Genomic DNA, 19,855 nt, shown 5'->3' with positions numbered 1-19,855 from the left:
ATTAATCTATAAAGAGGTGAAACGATGGAAAAGTTGTTATTAGGAATAGATATTGGAACATCAGCTTGTAAAGTTGCAATATTTGATTTAGATGGACATGTAGTATCACAATCTAATAAGGCATACTCAGTGTATTATCCAGAAAAGGATTTTGTAGAACAAGATGCCGAAGAATGGTGGAATGCTGTGTGTGATGCAACAAAGGAATGCATTGAACAAAGTCATATTAATCCAGAACAAATAAAAGGTATTGGAATAGATGGACAAGGTTGGGCTGCACTCCCTGTGGATGTTGAAGGTAAACCTCTTCATAATGCAATGATCTGGATGGATAGAAGATCTACAAAACAATGTGAGGAAGTCATAAAAAAAATAGGAGAAGACAAAATATTTGAAGTTAGTGGTAATTCATTTGATGCCACATACACAACTCCTAAGATTTTATGGCTTAAAGAAAATAAACCTGATGTGTTCATTAAAACTTATAAATTCCTTCAAAGCAATAGTTACATAGCATTCAAATTAACAGGTGCTATGACACAAGATTTATCACAAGGATATGGACTTCATTGCTTTGATATGAAAACGGGAAAATATGATGCTAAACTATGCGAAGAATTAGGAATACCTATGGAAAAGTTACCAGACATAGTTCCTTGTGATCAAGTTGTCGGAACTGTAAACGATATTGCAGCAAAGCAGACTGGGTTAGCAATTGGAACACCGGTAGTAGCTGGTGGATTAGATGCAGCTTGCGGAACTTTAGGTGCTGGAGTTATTGAGTTTGGACAAACGCAGGAACAAGGTGGACAAGCTGGCGGCATGAGTATTTGTTTAGATAAGCCCATTGGCCATAAAAAATTAATATTAGGATTTCATGTGATACCAAATGCATGGCTGCTTCAAGGCGGAACAGTTGGTGGGGGAAGTCTTAAGTGGTTCAGAAATGAATTTGGAGAATACGAAAAGTATATGGAAGAACAAACTGGCGAAAATTCATTTGATGCATTAGTAAATAAAGCAAAGGGTGTAAATATTGGAGCAGATGGAGTGATATATTTACCGTACATGGCAGGTGAGAGATCACCTATATGGGATAAACATGCTAAAGGAGTGTTCTATGGTTTAGGATACGATAAGACAAAGGGGCACATAGTACGATCTATATTAGAAGGAACAGCATATTCATTAGAGCATAATTTACAAACTGCAAAAGAGGTAAATGTTGATGTTGAGGAACTGATTGCTATCGGTGGAGCTGCTAATAGTTTAACTTGGACTCAAATAAAAAGTGATGTAACAGGAAAACGAATTAAAGTTCCAACTTCAGATACAGCGACTACCTTAGGAGCAGCAATATTAGCTGGAGTTGGTACTGGTCTTTATAAGGATTATAGGGAAGCAGTTCAAAGAACTATAAAAATTACTAGAGTACATGAACCCGATATGAAGGCTCATGAAATATATAAGAGATATTATCCTATATATTTAGAAATATATGAAAATTTGAAAGACACATTCAAAAAAGGCGAGGTGTAGAAATGAAAGCATTAGTTATAACTGGTATTTCAAAGGTAGAATTGCAAGATTTAGAAATACCTAAATATAAGGATGACGAAGTATTGATAAAAGTTAAGTACTGTGGAATTTGTGGATCTGATCTTCCAAGAGCTTTAGATGGAGGTGTACATTCATTTCCTATAGTGGTAGGGCACGAATTCTCTGGACAGATAGTTGAAGTAGGAGAGAAAGTAAAGAACGTTAAGGTTGGCGATAGGGTTACAGCAGGAGCATTACTACCATGTGGAAAATGTGAAGCTTGTCAGCAAGGTAGACCTGCAATGTGTAGTGATTATGGATTTATAGGCTCTAGGCAAAATGGAGCTATGGCAGAGTATGTAGCAGTTAAATCTCAAAATGTAGTTAAATTACCAGATGAAGTTGATTATAAAGAAGGAGCTATGATTGAGCCATTAACAGTAGCACTACATGGTATTCAAAGAATTAATATTAAAGCAGGAGCAACAGCTTTAGTCTTCGGTGCAGGAACTATAGGTCTTTTAGCACTTCAGTGTTTGAAGGCAGTAGGTGCAGGCAAAGTTTATATGGTAGATGTTGTTGACAAAAAATTAGAATTGGCAAAAAAATTAGGTGCGGATGATGTAATAAATTCAATGAAGGTGGATTTAAATGAGTATTTATCTGAACATGGTAAGCCAGAAGTAGTAGTTGAAAATTCAGGATCACCTATAGCTCAAGCCCAATGTTTAGAGATAGTAAAAAAATGTGGTTCAGTTGTATATATAGGAACTGCAACTAGAGATTTAACTCTTAAACCAGAGACTTTTGAAAAGATATTAAGAGGAGAATTAAATATAACAGGTTCATGGATGTCTTATAGTGCACCTTATCCAGGATATGAATGGACTACAGCAGTTGAATATATAAAAGAAAAGAAGATAGATTTAAAATCAATGATTACAAATGTATATAAATTAGAAGATGGTTTAGCACCATTTGAAGTAATGAGAGACAGAGAAGCTTGCGCTACAAAAGTATTGTTTGAGATTTAAAAGTTAATTATATAAAAATAAACAAGCTTAATTAATAGCTGATTAATAGCTATTTTAAGATAAATTATATTAAAGGAATTTATAAAAAATAAACTATAAGAAATAAATTAAAGAGGAGAGATAAATATGAATTTTACACCTATAGACCCAAATAAAGTGCCACAAAGAACATTATATACAGGGGCTAAAATGCCTGGAATAGGAATGGGAACTTTCGGTTCAGATCGTTTTTCAGCTGAAGATATTGCAAATGCAGTAAAAGGAGCAGCTAAATTAGGATTTAGGCTTTTTGATGGAGCTAGTGTTTATGGAAATGAAGATTTGATTGGTGAAGTTTATAAGGAAATATTAGCAAGTGGAATCAAAAGAGAAGAATTATTTATAACATCAAAAGTTTGGAATGATCAACATGATAATGTTATAGAATCTTGCAAGCAAACATTAAAAGATCTTCAATTAGATTACTTAGATTGTTATTTTGTACATTGGCCATTCCCTAACTTCCATGCTAAAGGAGTATCAGTAGATTCTCGTGATCCAAATGCAAAACCATATATACATGAAGATTTCATGAAGACATGGAGACAAATGGAACAATTAGTTGAAATGGGACTAGTAAAACATATAGGAACATCTAGTGTAACAATTCCTAAATTAAAATTAATATTAAGAGATGCTAAGATTAAGCCAGCTGTTAATGAAATGGAATTGCACCCATGTTTCCAACAACCAGAATTATATAAATTCTGTAAAGATAATGGTATAGAAGTAATTGGATTCTGCCCAATTGGATCACCAACTCGCCCAGATAGAGATAAAACTGATAGTGATATTGCAGATATTGAAGAACCTACAGTAGTTAAGATTGCAAAAGCACATAAAGTTCATCCAGCAGTAATTTGTGTTAAATGGGGAGTTCAACATGGACATACACCAATTCCATTCTCAATTCACGAAAATGAATACTATAGTAATCTTTTAAGTGCAGTTGAAGATCCTTTAACTGATGAAGAAATGAAAGAGCTTGAAGAAGCAGATAAGAATTGTCGTCTAATTAAAGGACAAGTATTCTTATGGGAAGGTGCTAAAGATTGGGAAGACTTATGGGATCTTGATGGAACAATAACAACTCTTTAAGGATTTATAAGAATATATCAGGCACTCATGTTTTTAAGTAAATAGAATTTACCTATGAATATATACTATAAAGCTTTCATTAAATCTATAGAAGTTATATAAAGTAAAACTAGAATGCCCAACAAAACATAGTTGAAAAAAGTATATAGTAAACAGAGGTGAATACTTTGCGAATTTTAAAAACTATAAAAAGAGTGCCTGGTGGATTAATGATGGTTCCATTAATATTAGCTGCTGTAATAAACACTTTTACACCGGATATAATGAAAATAGGATCGTTTACAACCGCTTTATTTTCAGCACAAGGATCTGCTACGATAATAGGAATATGTTTATTTTGCTTAGGAACAAATTTTAAAATTAGAGATATCAAAGAATGTTTTAAAAGAGGATCCGTATTGTTAGCTGCCAAAGTTTTATCTGGAGCTATTATTGGAATTATATTAAATGCATATTTCGGATTTGATGGTATTCTAGGTATATCAACAATTGCAATTGTTGGAGCTGCTACTAATAGCAATAATAATTTGTATTTAACTCTAGTAAGTGAGTATGGTGATGAAAAAGATTTAGCCGCTCAGAATATACTAAATTTTAATACAGGTGCTTTTTTTACCCTTATAATTTTAGGTATAGGTGGCAAGGCTAATATATCGATAATTAGTTTTATTAGTGTAATGGGACCATTTTTAGTTGGAATGTTAATTGGAAATATAGATGAAGAGATAGGAGCGTTTTTTAAACCAGGAATAACTATGATAATTCCTTTAATGGGCTTTTGTATAGGCGCTTCTATAAACTTACAAAACGTTGTAAAAGCTGGACTAGGTGGACTTTTACTTGGACTAATTGTTCTTATAGGAACAGGAATACCTTTGGTGGTGATTGATAAGGTCATAAATAAAAGACCAGGATATGCAGGGGCTGCGCTATCTAGTGTTGCAGGTAATGCTATAGCAACGCCTTCGGCATTAGCATTACTAGATAATAGATTTCAGATTTATGTTGAATCTGCAACTACTCAAATCGCTGCTGCAGTAATAATTACTATAATATTAACTCCACTATTTACAATGTATGTAAATAAAAACTGGAGGTGAAAATTTCTATAATATTATGTAATTACATATTGTAAATGATACCATAATGTGATATCATTATATAAAATAACGGTTAGATGTTAATTGAATAAAAAAAGCTAAACGTTTAGCGAGAAAAATAATAGGAAGTGGTGAAGTATAAAATGGATGAATTATTAAGAATGGAAAATATAGAAAAATCATTTCCAGGAGTTAAAGCTTTATCAGGAGTTAATTTATTATTAAAAAAAGGAGAACTTAATGCTTTAGTTGGAGAAAATGGAGCAGGAAAGTCAACATTAATGAAAATATTAGCAGGGGTTCATCAAAAAGATGCTGGAAAGGTATTTATAGAGGGCCAAGAAATACAAGAACTAAATCCTGATATATCCTTAAAACTGGGTGTAAGTATAGTGTACCAAGAATTCAATCTATTTAAGGATCTAACTGTCGCGGAAAATTTATTTATTAAACGTGAGAAAATGAATAAAAGTTTTAAATTTATAATTGATGATAAAAGTCAAAGAGAAAGAGCTATAGAATTACTAGATAGTTTAAATCTTAAAATCAATCCAGATGAAAAGGTTTCAAATCTAAGTGTGGCTGAGCAGCAAATGGTTGAAATAGCAAAATCCCTACTAGTAAATTGTAAGATTCTAGTTATGGATGAGCCAACTGCTGCGTTGACAGAAAGCGAAACAGAAAATTTATTTAGAGTAATAGAAGAACTTAAAGAAAAAGGTGTAGGAATTATATATATATCACATAGATTAGAGGAACTTGAAAGAATATGTGATACTGTAACAATATTGAGAGATGGAAATTTTATAAAGACCTGTGCTTACAAAGACATAACGATGAAAGACATGATAGCATCAATGGTTGGACGTGATATGAGTAATAAATTTCCTACAGCTAAATATGAGGTTTCTGATAAAAAAGAAGTAATCTTAGAAATTAAAAAAGTCAAACAAGGAAAGAAGCTTGATATAGAAAATGTAAACTTATACAAAAATGAAATTTTAGGTTTCTATGGTTTAATGGGCTCTGGAAGAACAGAATTAGCGAGAATTTTATTTGGAGCAGATAAAGCCGAGATTGTAGAATTTAAGGTAGAAGGAAAAGATGTAAAGGTAAGATCAACACATGATGCTATGAGTCAAGGAATAGCATACTTAACAGAAGACAGAAAAAAAGATGGACTAGCTTTAGGCCAATCAGTAGAATATAATATCAATTTATCTAATCTAGAGAAAATTAGCAAATTTAAAGTTGTAAACGATAAAAAAGCTAAAGAAAATGCTGAATCTTATATAAAAGGTCTTAGAATAAAAACACCAAGTATGAATCAATTGGCTAAAAATTTAAGTGGAGGTAATCAACAAAAAATAATAATAGGAAAATGGCTAAGTAGAAACCCGAAGATATTAATATTCGATGAGCCAACTAGAGGAATAGACGTTGGTGCAAAATACGAAGTATATGAATTGATGCAAAGGCTTGTAGAAGGCGGAATAGGTGTAATAATGATATCATCAGAACTACCAGAAATTATTGGGGTTAGCGATAGAGTTATTATTTTCAGAGAAGGAAGTGTTGCAGGAGAGTTAGAGAAAAAAGATTATTCAGAAGAAAATATACTTTCTTATGCAATAAGTTAAAGTTTTGGAGGTATGGAGATGGAAAAAGTAGTTGTAAATTCAAAAGAAAAAACTGTAGATTTAAAATATTTAATAAAAAATTCAGGGATTCTTATCGGACTCTTATTAATGGGAATAGTATTCACAATATTAAGTGAAAATTTTTTAACTGTTAATAATTTACTTACAATAGCATTGCAGACATCGGTAATAGGTGTTCTAGCAATAGCAGAAACATATGCGATTATAACTTCGGGAATAGATTTATCTGTTGGATCGGTATTAGCGGTTTCAGGTGTTGTTTCTGGTAAACTTATGGTTTATGGAGTTCCAGTGCCAATTTCTATACTAGCAGGTCTTGCAGTGGGAACTCTATGTGGATTATTAACAGGATTAGCAATAACAAAGCTTGAAATTGCACCATTTATAGCAACTTTAGGAATGATGAGTATTGCAAGAGGTGCAGCGTATATTATCACAGGTGCTCTACCTGTATCAGGATTACCAGAAAGCTTTTATGTAATTGGTGGGGGTAAAGTGCTTGGAATACCAGTAGCAGTACTTATTATGTTTGCTCTTGCATTTATATTCGGATTTATTTTAAGAAAAACTACTTTTGGAAGATATGTATATTGTTTAGGAAGTAACGAAGATGCAGCGCAACTTTCAGGAATTAATGTTGATAGAACTAAAATCGGCGTTTATATGATTTCAGGATTATTAGCAGCTGCCGCAGGAATAATATTAGCATCTAGATTAGTATCAGCTCAAGCTACTGCTGGACTTAGCTATGAAATGGATGGAATATCAGCAGCAATAGTTGGTGGATGTAGTCCTTTAGGTGGTGTAGGTAAAATAAGAGAAACAATAATTGGAGCTTTTGTAATAGGAGTTTTAAGAAATGGTCTAAATCTATTAAGTGTTAGTGCATTCTGGCAACAAGTAGCAATCGGTCTTGTAATTATATTTGCAGTTGCATTAGATACTTATAGAAGAAAGAAAACAGCTAAAATAATGTAAGAGAAGTAAACGATATTATTAAAATTTTATTATATAACTGATGCAATGATGAAACAGAAAATGATACAAGTAAGTATTTACTACAGCATTATTATATCAAGATAAATAAAATTTTATAAATATAAAAATACTGAACACTATATTTAAGTAATTGAACAAATTAAGAAGGATGAAGGGAGAATTATTATGAAATTAAGAACTAAAAAATTAGCTTTAATTCTTGCATTAGCAATGGTTTCAAGTGTTGCTGTAATGGGGTGCGGAAGAGGTACATCATCAAATCAAGCAAGTAATGGTGGTAGTAGTAATGGGGGAAATAAGAAAATAACAGTTGTAGTTAAGACTGTGGAATCACCATATTGGCAAACGGTTAAAAAAGGAGCAGAAGAGGCAGCTAAAAAATATGGAGCTAGCATAGATTTTGTGGGAGCACCAGGTGGAGAATCTGATATTAATGGACAAGTTACTCTTGTTGAAAATGCAGTAAGTCAAAAGCCAGATGGTGTTGTATTAGCAGCTTCAGATTCAAAGGCAGTAGCGCCAGCAGCACAAAAATTAATAGATGCTAAAATTCCATTAGCTTTAATAGATTCAGCTTGTGATGTTAAAGATTATTTATCATATGCAACAACAGATAACGAACAAGCTTCTTATCAAGTTGGTAAAAAACTTGGAGAATTAACTGGCGGAAAAGGAAAAGTTGCAATAGTAAGTTTTAGTCCAGGAGCTGGATCAGCAATAGCAAGAGAAAAAGGATTTAAAAAAGCTATTAGTGAATTCTCAGGTATGGAAATTGTTCAAACAGTCTATTGCGATAGTGATAAGGCTAAAGCATTGACACTTACTCAAGATATAGTTACAGCACATCCAGATATAACAGCAATCTATGGAGCTAATGAACAATCATTAGTTGGTGTTGCAAGAGGAGTTAAAGAAACAAATTCAAAAGCTATTGTAGTTGGATTTGATTCATCAGATGATGTTATTCCTTTATTACAAGATAAGACTATAAAAGCTACAGCTGTTCAAAAACCATATACAATGGGATATGATGCAGTAGAAAATATTATGAAAAGCTTAAATGGAGAAAAAATTGAAAAAAATGTTGATACAGGTTGTGTAATTGTAACACCAGAAAACTTTAATGATGATGAATCACAAAAAGTTTTATATCCATTAAAGTAGTATAAAATCCATAAATAAAATATATTTTAAAGGTCATTGCAGCGAAATTAAGAAAAATATTTTGAAATCTAGTTTAGTGAAATACAAAAAAGATATTTAAAATAGTCTGTGAGTAACTCATGATAATAAAGATATAAACGCAAAGTTTTATCAAACTTCAAGTGCTCACAGACTATAAATTTACTATTCGCATCTAAATCAAATAAATATGAATTTTAAATTTATAAGAATAACCCTGCATGAAAACTGTTTTTTAGGAAATCACTGATAAATTATAATGTTATTACTGATAACAATTTTAACTTATTGTGAGGAGCGTTGATTCAAATGTATAAGATATTTAAATCAAAACTAGAGAATTACCCTATTAAAAGAAAAATAGGGATAGGATTCTCATTGATTATTGCACTAACAATTCTTTGCGTCATCACAACATTGATAAGTTTGAGAAGTGTAGCAAATAAAACTAACACTTTATATAATGGGCCTTATAATGTTACTAACATGATATGGGATATGAGAAATGACTTTATGATAATGGATAAAAATATGTATGAGGCTATGTTAGAAACAGATCCGCAAAAGATAAAAGATAATGTTGCAAATGCCAATTATGAAGCTGAAAAAATTGAAGAAAAAGTAGAGAGTCTCAGAAATTTGTTTTCTGAGCAAAAGAAATTAATAGATTCATTTGAAGTATATATGAGTGCCTCACAAGCATATAGGGATAAGATAAGTGAAGCTCTTCTAGAAAAAAACAATAATCAGGCAATAAGCATGATGAAAGGTACATACAAACAAAATATTGATGGTGCTTTAGATTGCTTAACTAATATTTCAAAGATTTCAGAAGAAACAGCAAGCGAATTTGTTAGTCAAACGAACCAATATAAAAATGTGGTTTTCATAATAGATATATTAATGATAATATTCATACTTGGAACAGCAATTTTAGTAGCTAAAATAATGCAAGAAATTATAATTAAAGGTATATATCATGTTATGAAGATATCCGCGGATATATCTCAAGGAAATCTGAAAGATGATGATACTTTTGTGTCAGAAGATGAACTTGGAATTATGGTTAAAAATTTAAATGAAACTGTGAAGACACTAAAATCATATATAATAGATTTATCTTCGATCTTAGAAAATATATCAGATGGAAAATTAGATATTGATATTGAAATGGAATATAAAGGTGATTTTATACCAATGCGAGATTCATTAGAAAAAATTATTTACAAGTTAAATGATATTTTTAATAATATCAATACTGCTGTCAATTTGGTTGCAAGTACTTCCATGAGCATTGCATTAACGACTCAAACTCTTTCAGAAGGATCTATAGAACAAGCCAATGTTATAGAGAAATTAGCTTTTAGCTTTAATGAAATATTAGATAAAGCAAGAAAAAATGAACAAAATGCAGAGCAAGCAAATAATTTTTCTAGTACGACTAAAGAGATAGTGGCTGAAGGTAGTAAGAGAATGAGTACACTAATGAGGTCAATGGAAGAAGTGAATAAATCATCTAGAGAAATAGCTAATATAATAAATACTATTGAGGATATTTCAAAACAAACAAATCTTCTTGCATTAAATGCCGCCATAGAAGCAGCAAGAGCGGGTGAAGCAGGTAAAGGTTTTGCGGTTGTTGCAAATGAAGTTAAGATATTAGCAGAAAAATCTTCAGAAGCAGTTAAAAATACAACGCAAATAATTGGAAAATCCATAAAGGCGGTAGATGAAGAAACTAGTTTAGCACAAGAAACCGTTGAATCATTACAAAATATAGTCACAAATATTGAACAAACAACTAATTTAGTTAAAGAAATTTCAATATCTTCTGAGAATCAAACCGTAGAAATAAGTGAAATTAATAGTGGGTTAGACAGAATATCTACTGTGGTTCAGATGAATTCAAATACATCTCAAAAAGTTGCAGCAGAAATTCAAGAGTTAGCATCTCAATCACAACTATTAAAAGAGCAATTGGAGAGATTTAGTTTAAAAAATTAGAAATAGAAAGATGCTTTAATAATCATAATTTTATTGCAAGAAAGATAAATCTGGATATAAAAAATACATTTTTAATATTTAGGAAAGATGTTAAATTAGACTTGAAGGCAATAAGTTTTTGATATATAATGAAAAAAACATATAATTTACCATTAAAGCTAAACGTTTCGCTTTTGTAAAGTTAAATAAGAAAAAACGCTTAGAAGTTTGAAGCTCATTATGTAATTCTTAAATGTAAATTAGAAATATTAATATAAAAAATTGTACATATTTAAATTAAGAGGAGGAGTAAAAATGATATTATCAACTAGAGAAATGTTAAAAAAAGCACAAAAGGATGGGTATGCAGTACCTGCTTTTAATATTCATAATTTAGAGACGCTACAAGTTGTAGTAGAAACAGCACACGAAATGAGATCTCCTGTAATTATAGCTGGAACACCTTCAACAATTACAGATTATGCAGGGCCAGATTATATAAAAGCTATGGCAGAAGTTGCAGCAGGGAAATATGACATTCCAATAGCTATTCATTTAGACCATTTTGAAGACGTTAATGAAATCAAAAAAGATATAGATATTGGTTTTAGATCATGTATGATTGATGCTTCAAAACATGAATTTGAAGAGAATATTGCAATTGTAAAAGAGGTAGTAGATTATGCTCATAAATTTGATACAACTGTTGAAGCTGAACTGGGAAAATTAGGTGGAAGAGAAGATGATTTAGTCGTAGATGAGAAAGATACGATGTATACAAATCCTGATGATGCAGCAGAGTTCGTAGAAAGAACTGGAGTAGATTCTTTGGCTGTTGCAATAGGAACAGCACATGGATTATACAAAGGAGAAGCAAAACTTGATTTCGAAAGATTAAAGGAAATTAGAAATAAAGTAAGTATTCCGCTAGTACTTCATGGAGCATCTGATGTACCGGACGAGCTTGTTAAAAAAGCCATTTCACTTGGAATATGCAAAGTAAATGTTGCTACAGACTTAAAGATTCCATTTTCAAGTGCTGTGAAAGAATTTTTTGAGGTACACCCAGAGGAAAGTGATCCAAGAAAATATATGACTCCAGGTAAAGAAGCTATGAAAAAGATAGTGAAGCATAAGATTGAAGTTTGTGGTAGCGCAAATAGATATTAATTTCTGTTTTATAAGAGATAGAAAATTAATACAAGATGGAGGAGAAAAAAGATGATATTAGTTATAAACCTTAATGCCTCTGTAGATAAGAGATATGAAATAGATGATATAAAAAAAGGACAAGTAATGAGGGCAAGGTATGTAGAAAATACACCAGGAGGAAAGGGCTTACATGTAGCTAATGTAGCAACTATCTTAAAAGAAGATTGTATAGCAACAGGTTTACTAGGAGGTAAATCTGGTGAGTTTATAGAAGAAAGTCTTAAGAAATATGGAATAAAACAAGATTTTGTAAAAATAAGTGGAGAAACTAGATCTTGTTTAGCATTTATTACTGATGATAATGTTCAGACAGAAATACTTGAACCAGGACCAGAAGTAAGTGAAATTGAACAACAAAATTTCTTAGATAAATATATAGACTTAATTGAGAAAGCTAGTGTTGTTGTAGCATCTGGAAGTGTTCCTAAAAATGTACCTAAGATTTTCTATAGGAAATTAGTGGAGATGGCTAATTCTCAAGGCAAGAAATTTTTATTAGATACAAGTGGTGATCTTTTACGAGAAGGTATTGAAGGCAAACCATACTTTATTAAACCTAATAAAGATGAAATAGAAGCACTAACAGGAAGAAGTATTAGGTCTGTAGAAGATGCTATAAGAGAAATAAAGGAATTTCAAGCTAAAGGAATATCACTTGTAGCTATATCCTTAGGAAAAGACGGTTCAATAGCTGGATTTGAAGGAAAATATTATAAAGTAAATGTGCCAAAAATTGAAGCAGTAAATCCTGTAGGTTCAGGCGACTCTTATGTTGCAGGAATAGCAGTAGCACTGCAAAGAAAATATGATATCAAAGATACTTTGAAATTTGCTTCAGCTTGTGGAACAGCAAATGCTATGGAAAAAGAAACAGGATTTGTAAGTGAATCTATAGTAAACGAACTTTTTAATAAGGTAACAGTTGAAGAAATTTAGATAAGTCCTACGTATGATATCCCCCTTAAGTTAATATATATATGTGAGAGTTAGGGAGACTTAAGAACCTAACTCTCATAATTTTTATTAAATATATATATATTGCAAAAATAATTCTTCATCATAATTCTAAAAATGTTGTAAGAATTTTAGCTGTAATTGTGAATTGTGAAATGTGCATTGTGAATTGCAATATATATATATATATATCATAAATTTAATATCTATGAAAGGATGATTTATATGATTTACTCGATAGAAAATTCAAAAATAAAAATCACAGCAAGTACCCATGGTGCAGAGCTACATTCGATAACAGGACAAAAAGAAGGTACAGAATATCTTTGGAACGGAGATGTGAAGTATTGGAAATATCACGCACCACATTTGTTTCCTATAGTTGGAAAGGTGGTGGATTCTAAACTTAAAGTTGATGGAATTCAATATGAAATGCCCGCACATGGACTTGCTAGAATATCTGAATTTACCTTATTAATAGAAAGTAATAATTCACTAACTTTTGGATTAAATTACTCAGAGGACACATTAAAGATTTATCCTTATAGGTTTTCTTTATTTGTAACATATACATTAGAAGAAAATTCTATTATAGTCACGTATAAAGTAATAAATTTAGATGATAGGGATATAGTATTCTCAATTGGCGCTCATCCAGCATTTATGTGTCCTATAGAGAAAGGTGAAGAATTAGAGGAGTGTTATCTACAATTTAATAAAAAAGAGACAAGTTCTATTATTGAGATAACTAAGGATACATATCTTTCTCGTAAAAGGACAGAATGCCTTAGAGATACTCATACATTACCACTTTCTAGAGAACTCTTTAAAGATGGAGTATTAGTATTTGATGATCTAAAATCTGATAAGATATCATTGAAATCAAAAAATCATGATAAGTCTTTAAGTATAGAATTTAAAGGCTTTCCACACTTAGGAATTTGGGCACCTGAAACTGGTGCACCATTTCTATGTATAGAACCATGGTTTGGGCATGCTGATTATGAAGATTTCACTGGTGAATTTAGGGATAAAGAGGGTACGATCTCACTATCAACTGATAAGGTATTTGAGTGTAGCTATAAGATATCTATTGAGGAATAGTATAAATTTAAGTCAATTCCTATAGAGATAATATTTAAGGCAATAAACATCGATAAAATGTTTATTGCCTTTCTTCACGTGGCACTATATTGATTATATATAACTCGGTCTGTATCTATGACAGTTACAAATATCATTAATTTATTAATTTTAATTGCTCTCTATAGTCAGATGGGCTCATGCCGGTAATTTGTTTAAAAGTTTTACTAAAGTGGAATTGATCTGGATAACCAACTTTTTCACCAACTGTGCTAATTGGTAAAGAAAAATTCCATAATAATTGTTTTGAAATATTAATACGATACTCTTTAATAAATTTTGAGGGAGTCATATTCATGTATTTAGTGAATATTTTTGTTAAGTAAGAAATTGAAAATCCAAAATGTGATGCAAGTCCAGCTAGATCAATTGTTTCATGGTAATTATTTTTTATATATTCAGTCACAAGCTCCACAATTTCATTAGGCTTTTTGTAAGAAAATTCATCAACTTTAAAATCGTTTTGACTTGCCAGAAGATTTTTTTCTATTTTATCTAAGGTTGTAGTTAATTCGCCAAGATTAATAGGTTTCAATAAATAGTCGGACACCCCATATCTTATGGCAGTTTTAGCATAGGAAAAATCACTATGTCCACTAATTATTACACAATGGATAAAAGGATATTTTTCGAAAATAAACTTGGAGAGCTCAAGGCCATCCATTACTGGCATGCAAATATCAGTGAGTACAATGTTTGGAAGAAAGGATTCTATTAGTTCTAATGCTTCTTTACCATTACTAGCAGTTCCTACGACTTCAAAGCTCTCATTAGCTCTATATATGTTTTTAATTATGTTTTTAGCAATTAATCTCTCATCCTCTACAACAATAGCAGAAAAAGTAATCTTATGTGTCATAATTTAATCCCTCCCATAATAACAGTCGCCCCATTTGGAGTGTTATTGATTAATCTAAAAATTTGTTTTCCATTGTATAAAATTTTAAAGCGAATATAAATATTCATAAGACCCATTCCGTTTAATTCTAAGTTTGGAAGAACTCCATTTGCGTTAATTGAATCTATCTTTTCTTGCAATTGTTTTAAATTATCTTCTGCAAATCCACTTCCGCTATCTTTAATTTGTATTTCCCAGTGAGTATCAGTTACATAACCTGTAATATCAATATGCCAAGGAAGCTCAGTTTTTGTAGTGAATTTTACTGCATTTTCTACAATAAGCTGCAAACAAAGTTTCGGGATTTTAATGTTTTGCATCTCAGCAGGAATGTTTAGGGTATACGTTAAATCGTTATCATAGCGAATCTGCATACACTGAAGATAATCAATGGTATGAGCTATTTCATCGGTTAAACTAACTAATTGTTGACTGTCTGATGAAATATATCTTAATATTCTTGAAATGCTTTGGCACATTATTATTATTTCTTCATTCATTTGTTCATCAGCCATAGCCTGAATGGTTGACAGGGCATTGTATAGAAAATGTGGATTCATCTGTGATTGAAGAGCCAACATTTTTGACTGCATTTCACGATTTTGAAGAATTAATTCATTTGTCATTGCTTTTTTTGCTTTTTGCTGCATTTTTAAAAAGGCTTTGAATAAAGTATTTAATTCAGTAATATGTGTATCTATTTCTTTAAAATTAGTAGATGCATCGTCAGTTATCTGAAAACCTTTAACTTGATTATATATTTTATTTAATGGAGTGGTAATAATTTTTGCAATGAAATAAGATAATGTTGCAGTAGCAAATGTAATTAATAACGATAGCACTATATTTGTTCTGATGTATTCATAAATAGGAGACATAAGCTTTGAGTTATCTATTGTAGCTACAATAGTGAAATCACTATATGAAGAGGTATCAAATAATACATATTCATTTTTATATTTAAATAAATTATTGCTTATATTTTTATCGACATTAGTAGAGATAAGATTATAATAATTAGTTGTAGATGAACTTTGATTTATAGGGTATATTGGTTGTCCATTTTTATAATAAATATAGACATTACTGCCATAAGCATCGTTAAAATCTTTAATAATAGTAAAAATATTTTTAAATGACTTTTTAACTTCAATAATTCCTTGTGGGACATTAAGTGTATTATAGTAAACGCGATATAATGAAAGGAAATACTGACCTTCCTCATAAGGTGAATATTTGCCTAGCCGATCATCTTTATTAAAGTAAATAACCTTATCGCCTTTAGAAGATAAAACATCATCATACCATGCTTTGTTATTCACTGAAATATAGGAAGAAGAATTATCTAAACCAACTCCTAATTCAAGATTATGCAAATCATAAAGATAAATCTGATCTATAGGATGGTTAGGTCCCATCATTGTAACCAATAAATCATATAAAATTTTTGTGTTCTGAATATTATCAATTTTTTGGTGTTCAGATAGATTGGACAAAGATTCAGAATTATAATTTATATATTTAATAAAATGATCCTTGATTAAATTAGAATAGATGATATTTTGAGATAGAGTATCTAAAGAATTAATCTCTACATCTAAATTATTATTAATATTTTTTATATTACTATTAAGAGTTGTAAGAGCATTTGTTTTAATTTTAGTAGATTCATTCATTACAAAATAAAACATAAGAAAATTAAAGATAATTATAAATAATATGGTATATGGGATAAAGAGAGTTTTTAATATGCTACGTTGTTTCAAAAGTTTCATGCGAAATCAATCCTTACAATAAATAATTTAGTCAAAAATATACATGGAATAGGAGAGATATGAACATTCAAAATCAGCTTAGTACAGATATATAATATAACCATAGCAACAAATAGTCAATAATATATAAATTGGGAGGAATTATTATGAAACATTTTAAAAAGTTATTGTCAGTTGTGACTTTAGCCGGATTAACTATGTCATTAGTAAGCTGTGGCAATAGTACTAGCACTACAGAATCAGGTTCAAAAAACAATGACGTTACTATTTCTTTTATGGCAAGTCAGGATTGGATTCAAGATGCTGAATTGAATTTAGCAAAAAAATTTACTGAAAAAACAGGAATCAAAATCGATTATCAAATTGTTCCATCAGATCAATATAATAACTTGTTAATGACAAAATTAAATTCTGGAGAAGCTACTGATATTTTTGCTGTGAATGCTGGAAGGTTTGATTTAGAAACACAAGTTAATGCAGAAAAAAATGCGTTGGATTTAACAAATGCCTCTTGGGCAAAAAATATAGATAAAGAAGTTGCTGATGAGCTAACTGTAAACGGTAAACTATATGGAGAACCTATTCAAGATGTATCATCTGTTTGGGCAATTGGTTATAATAAAAAGATTTTCAAACAGTTAAACTTACAAATTCCTAAGAATTATCAAGAATTTAAAAACATATGTGAGAAAATAAAGGCATCTGGTGTTACTCCTATTTATGAAAGCGTTTCAGATGGATGGCATCATACATTATGGTTCCCAGAAATAGCTTTAGCAGCGGATACAGCAGATTCGGGATTAGTAGATAAATTGAATAATAATACTGCAAAATTGGAAGGAAATAAAACATTTGAAACTATTTTAGGCCAAGTTAATGAAATGGTGAAACTAGGATATTGGGGAGACAATTATATGTCTAACAAATATGCTGATGCTCCAAAAAATATCGCTTCAGGCCAATTTGCAATGACAATCGCTAACCAAGGTTTTGGTACAGAAGTCAATAAGGCGGATTCTAGTTTTAGTGCAGATGATATTGGATATTTTGTGATTCCTTTAGCAGATAATCAAATATTAAATATAAATCCAGTAGGACCATCAAGACTTATATATTCGAAATCTAAACATGCAAAAGAAGCACAAGAATATTTAGATTTTCTTGCATCAGATGAAAGTCTTACTTATCTAACTGAAAACGTTTCTAAATTTAATAAGCTTCCATACAGTAATGCTCCAGTTAAATATACTGATACAGTCAAAGAATTTTATAAATCATATCCTAAGAATGCTGTTGTATTACAATCAGCAGTCAAGTATATAAATCCTCAATGGATGGAAATAGGCAAAGATATGTCTGCAATGTTAGTTGGAGAGATGGGGCCAGAAGAACTTCTAAAGAATATTGATAAAAATAGAGGAGATCAGGCAAAAGCTGCCGGAGATAAGGATTGGAAGTAAAATTCTAAATTATGTAACCAGATATACTTGTCTGGTTACAGTACTATAAAAATAAGGAGAAGTGTAAATGAATAAGAAAAAAATATATCCGAGTTACTTTATATGGGGAGCACTTATAATTTATGGAGTCTTATTTGTAATTCCGGGAATTATTGGCATTGCATATTCCTTTACAGACTGGTCAGCTTACAGTGATAAAATAAATTTTGTTGGATTTGATAATTTCAAAGTAATATTTTCAGGTAATGAGAATTATATGAAGATTTTAGGTAATACCTTGTGGTTTACAATAATTACAACAATATTAAAAAATGCTATAGGATTGTTATTGGCAGTGTTGCTAACAAAATCTATAAAATTCTTGAATTTTCACAGAGGGGTTATGTTTATGCCATCTGTGTTATCTACATTAATTATTGGTATGATTTTTACATCAATTCTTGATCCTAAGATAGGAATTCTAAACGTTTTTCTTAGAGGCATTGGTTTAGATACATTAGCAAAACAGTGGCTTACTTCACCCCAATTTGCTTTTGGATCCGTAGTTGCAGTTGATGTTTGGAGAGGGATTGGATACATTATGACTATCTTTATAGCGGGTATTCTATCTATCTCTAGTGAATATTATGAAGCGGCTAATATTGATGGAGCAACAGGACTACAAAAATTTAGATTTATTACATTTCCGTTAATACTCCCAACATTAGCTACTACTACAGTATTAAATGTAATTTATGGATTGAAAGTATTCGATATGATTTACGTATTAACAAATGGTGGTCCAGGAAAATCTACAACAGAAGTATTGTATACAATAGTATTTAAAAAATTTGGTATGGGTCAGTATGCTATTGGTACCGCATTATCATCTGTTATGTTTGTAATCATGGTATTTATTGGGGTCTTTATGATTAAAATAATGACTAAAAATGAGGTGATGGAATAATGAGAATAAAGAAAACATTACAAAATATATTTTCTAATGGAATTGCATGGGTTATAACGATTATATCTCTTATACCATTAGTGTTAATCCTATTTAATGCTCTTAAAACTAGCAAAGCAGCTTCTGATATGAATCTGAAACTTCCTACATTTCCAATACCAGTTGAAAATTTTTCTACAGTAATAGAAAGAGGAAAGCTTGCAACATCTTTTATTAATAGTTGTGTTTATTCTATAGGAAGTGTAATCTTATGTGCCATTTTAGCAGCAGCAGCTTCCTATGTATTATGTAGAAATAAAACAAAATTAAATCGCATCATTTACATGTTTATTATATTAGGAATTACAATGCCTATAAATTATGTAGCCTTAATGAAGGTAATGTCTGCGTTACACTTAATGAACTCAATGCTTGGAATAGTGCTACTATATACTGCAATGCAGCTTCCATTCTCGGTGTTTCTCCTTCATGGATTTGTGGCAAGAATTCCAGTGGAATTAGATGAAGCGGCTGTAATTGATGGATGTTCTCCAATTAGGATATTTATCTATATTATCTTTCCACTATTAAAACCAGCGTTAGCAACAGTTGTAGTTCTTACTTTTTTAAATACATGGAATGAATTTGTATCTCCATTATACTTTTTAAGTAGTTCTTCAAAATGGCCAATGACCCTTTCAGTATATAATTTCTTTGGAATGTATTTTAAAGATTGGAATTTAGTTTGTTCAGATATTATGCTAACTAGTTTGCCAGTTATTGTAGTTTATTTATTAGGTCAAAAATATATCGTTTCAGGAATGACAGCTGGAGCAGTTAAAGGTTAATGAGG

The 19,855-nt window shown here is 30.8% G+C and carries 16 protein-coding genes; 14 read left to right on the top strand and 2 right to left on the bottom strand.

Annotated elements, in window-relative coordinates:
• Positions 1-24: 24 nt before the first annotated feature.
• The 11 genes from F3K33_RS18795 to F3K33_RS18745 all read left to right on the top strand — a co-directional run bounded on the left by F3K33_RS18795 (position 25) and on the right by F3K33_RS18745 (position 13,905).
• The gene (locus F3K33_RS18795; protein WP_039773802.1) at positions 25-1,539 is read left to right on the top strand and encodes a xylulokinase; all 1,515 of its coding nucleotides are present in this window, start codon (positions 25-27) and stop codon (positions 1,537-1,539) included.
• A 2-nt stretch (positions 1,540-1,541) separates the two neighbouring features.
• Positions 1,542-2,573: a galactitol-1-phosphate 5-dehydrogenase gene (locus tag F3K33_RS18790; RefSeq protein ID WP_039773803.1), complete on the top strand. Its 1,032-nt coding sequence runs from the start codon at positions 1,542-1,544 to the stop codon at positions 2,571-2,573.
• Positions 2,574-2,699: 126 nt separating this feature from the next.
• Entirely contained in the window at positions 2,700-3,710 is a 1,011-nt protein-coding gene (locus tag F3K33_RS18785; RefSeq protein ID WP_039773804.1) for an aldo/keto reductase family protein, read from the top strand.
• Positions 3,711-3,877: 167 nt separating this feature from the next.
• Entirely contained in the window at positions 3,878-4,810 is a 933-nt protein-coding gene (locus F3K33_RS18780; RefSeq protein ID WP_039773805.1) for a 2-keto-3-deoxygluconate permease, read from the top strand.
• A gap of 143 nt (positions 4,811-4,953) precedes the next feature.
• Entirely contained in the window at positions 4,954-6,450 is a 1,497-nt protein-coding gene (locus F3K33_RS18775; RefSeq protein WP_039773806.1) for a sugar ABC transporter ATP-binding protein, read from the top strand.
• An 18-nt stretch (positions 6,451-6,468) separates the two neighbouring features.
• Entirely contained in the window at positions 6,469-7,449 is a 981-nt protein-coding gene (locus tag F3K33_RS18770) for an ABC transporter permease (RefSeq protein WP_017210282.1), read from the top strand.
• A 186-nt stretch (positions 7,450-7,635) separates the two neighbouring features.
• Complete coding sequence (locus tag F3K33_RS18765) at positions 7,636-8,634, top strand: ABC transporter substrate-binding protein (RefSeq protein ID WP_017210283.1); 999 nt, start codon at positions 7,636-7,638, stop codon at positions 8,632-8,634.
• A gap of 327 nt (positions 8,635-8,961) precedes the next feature.
• Entirely contained in the window at positions 8,962-10,656 is a 1,695-nt protein-coding gene (locus F3K33_RS18760; protein WP_023974558.1) for a methyl-accepting chemotaxis protein, read from the top strand.
• Between the two features lie 294 nt (positions 10,657-10,950).
• Complete coding sequence (locus F3K33_RS18755) at positions 10,951-11,805, top strand: tagatose bisphosphate family class II aldolase (protein ID WP_017210285.1); 855 nt, start codon at positions 10,951-10,953, stop codon at positions 11,803-11,805.
• A gap of 51 nt (positions 11,806-11,856) precedes the next feature.
• The gene (locus F3K33_RS18750; RefSeq protein WP_039773807.1) at positions 11,857-12,783 is read left to right on the top strand and encodes a 1-phosphofructokinase family hexose kinase; all 927 of its coding nucleotides are present in this window, start codon (positions 11,857-11,859) and stop codon (positions 12,781-12,783) included.
• 243 nt (positions 12,784-13,026) lie between these two features.
• A complete protein-coding gene (locus tag F3K33_RS18745) occupies positions 13,027-13,905 on the top strand; it encodes an aldose 1-epimerase family protein (protein WP_039773808.1) in 879 nt (292 codons plus the stop codon).
• A 136-nt stretch (positions 13,906-14,041) separates the two neighbouring features.
• On the opposite strand, the gene F3K33_RS18740 is transcribed toward F3K33_RS18745, so the two are convergent.
• Positions 14,042-14,803: a response regulator transcription factor gene (locus tag F3K33_RS18740; protein ID WP_039773809.1), complete on the bottom strand. Its 762-nt coding sequence runs from the start codon at positions 14,801-14,803 to the stop codon at positions 14,042-14,044.
• Positions 14,800-16,617: a sensor histidine kinase gene (locus F3K33_RS18735; protein WP_039773810.1), complete on the bottom strand. Its 1,818-nt coding sequence runs from the start codon at positions 16,615-16,617 to the stop codon at positions 14,800-14,802. The genes F3K33_RS18740 and F3K33_RS18735 overlap by 4 nt, the downstream gene beginning before the upstream one ends.
• Positions 16,618-16,763: 146 nt before the next feature.
• Here F3K33_RS18735 and F3K33_RS18730 point away from each other — a divergent pair, with 146 nt between their 5' ends.
• The 3 genes from F3K33_RS18730 to F3K33_RS18720 all read left to right on the top strand — a co-directional run bounded on the left by F3K33_RS18730 (position 16,764) and on the right by F3K33_RS18720 (position 19,850).
• Positions 16,764-18,077: an ABC transporter substrate-binding protein gene (locus F3K33_RS18730; RefSeq protein WP_017210290.1), complete on the top strand. Its 1,314-nt coding sequence runs from the start codon at positions 16,764-16,766 to the stop codon at positions 18,075-18,077.
• Between the two features lie 67 nt (positions 18,078-18,144).
• Positions 18,145-19,023, top strand: coding sequence for a carbohydrate ABC transporter permease (locus tag F3K33_RS18725; protein ID WP_017210291.1), 879 nt, complete (start codon positions 18,145-18,147; stop codon positions 19,021-19,023).
• Positions 19,023-19,850, top strand: coding sequence for a carbohydrate ABC transporter permease (locus tag F3K33_RS18720; protein WP_077843150.1), 828 nt, complete (start codon positions 19,023-19,025; stop codon positions 19,848-19,850). Before F3K33_RS18725 ends, F3K33_RS18720 begins: the two co-directional genes overlap by 1 nt.
• The last annotated feature ends 5 nt before the right edge of the window (positions 19,851-19,855 follow it).

Origin of the sequence: Clostridium beijerinckii, assembly GCF_008705175.1 — a bacterium.
Lineage (GTDB): Bacteria > Bacillota > Clostridia > Clostridiales > Clostridiaceae > Clostridium > Clostridium beijerinckii.
This window is presented reverse-complemented; position numbering and strand designations above follow the sequence as displayed.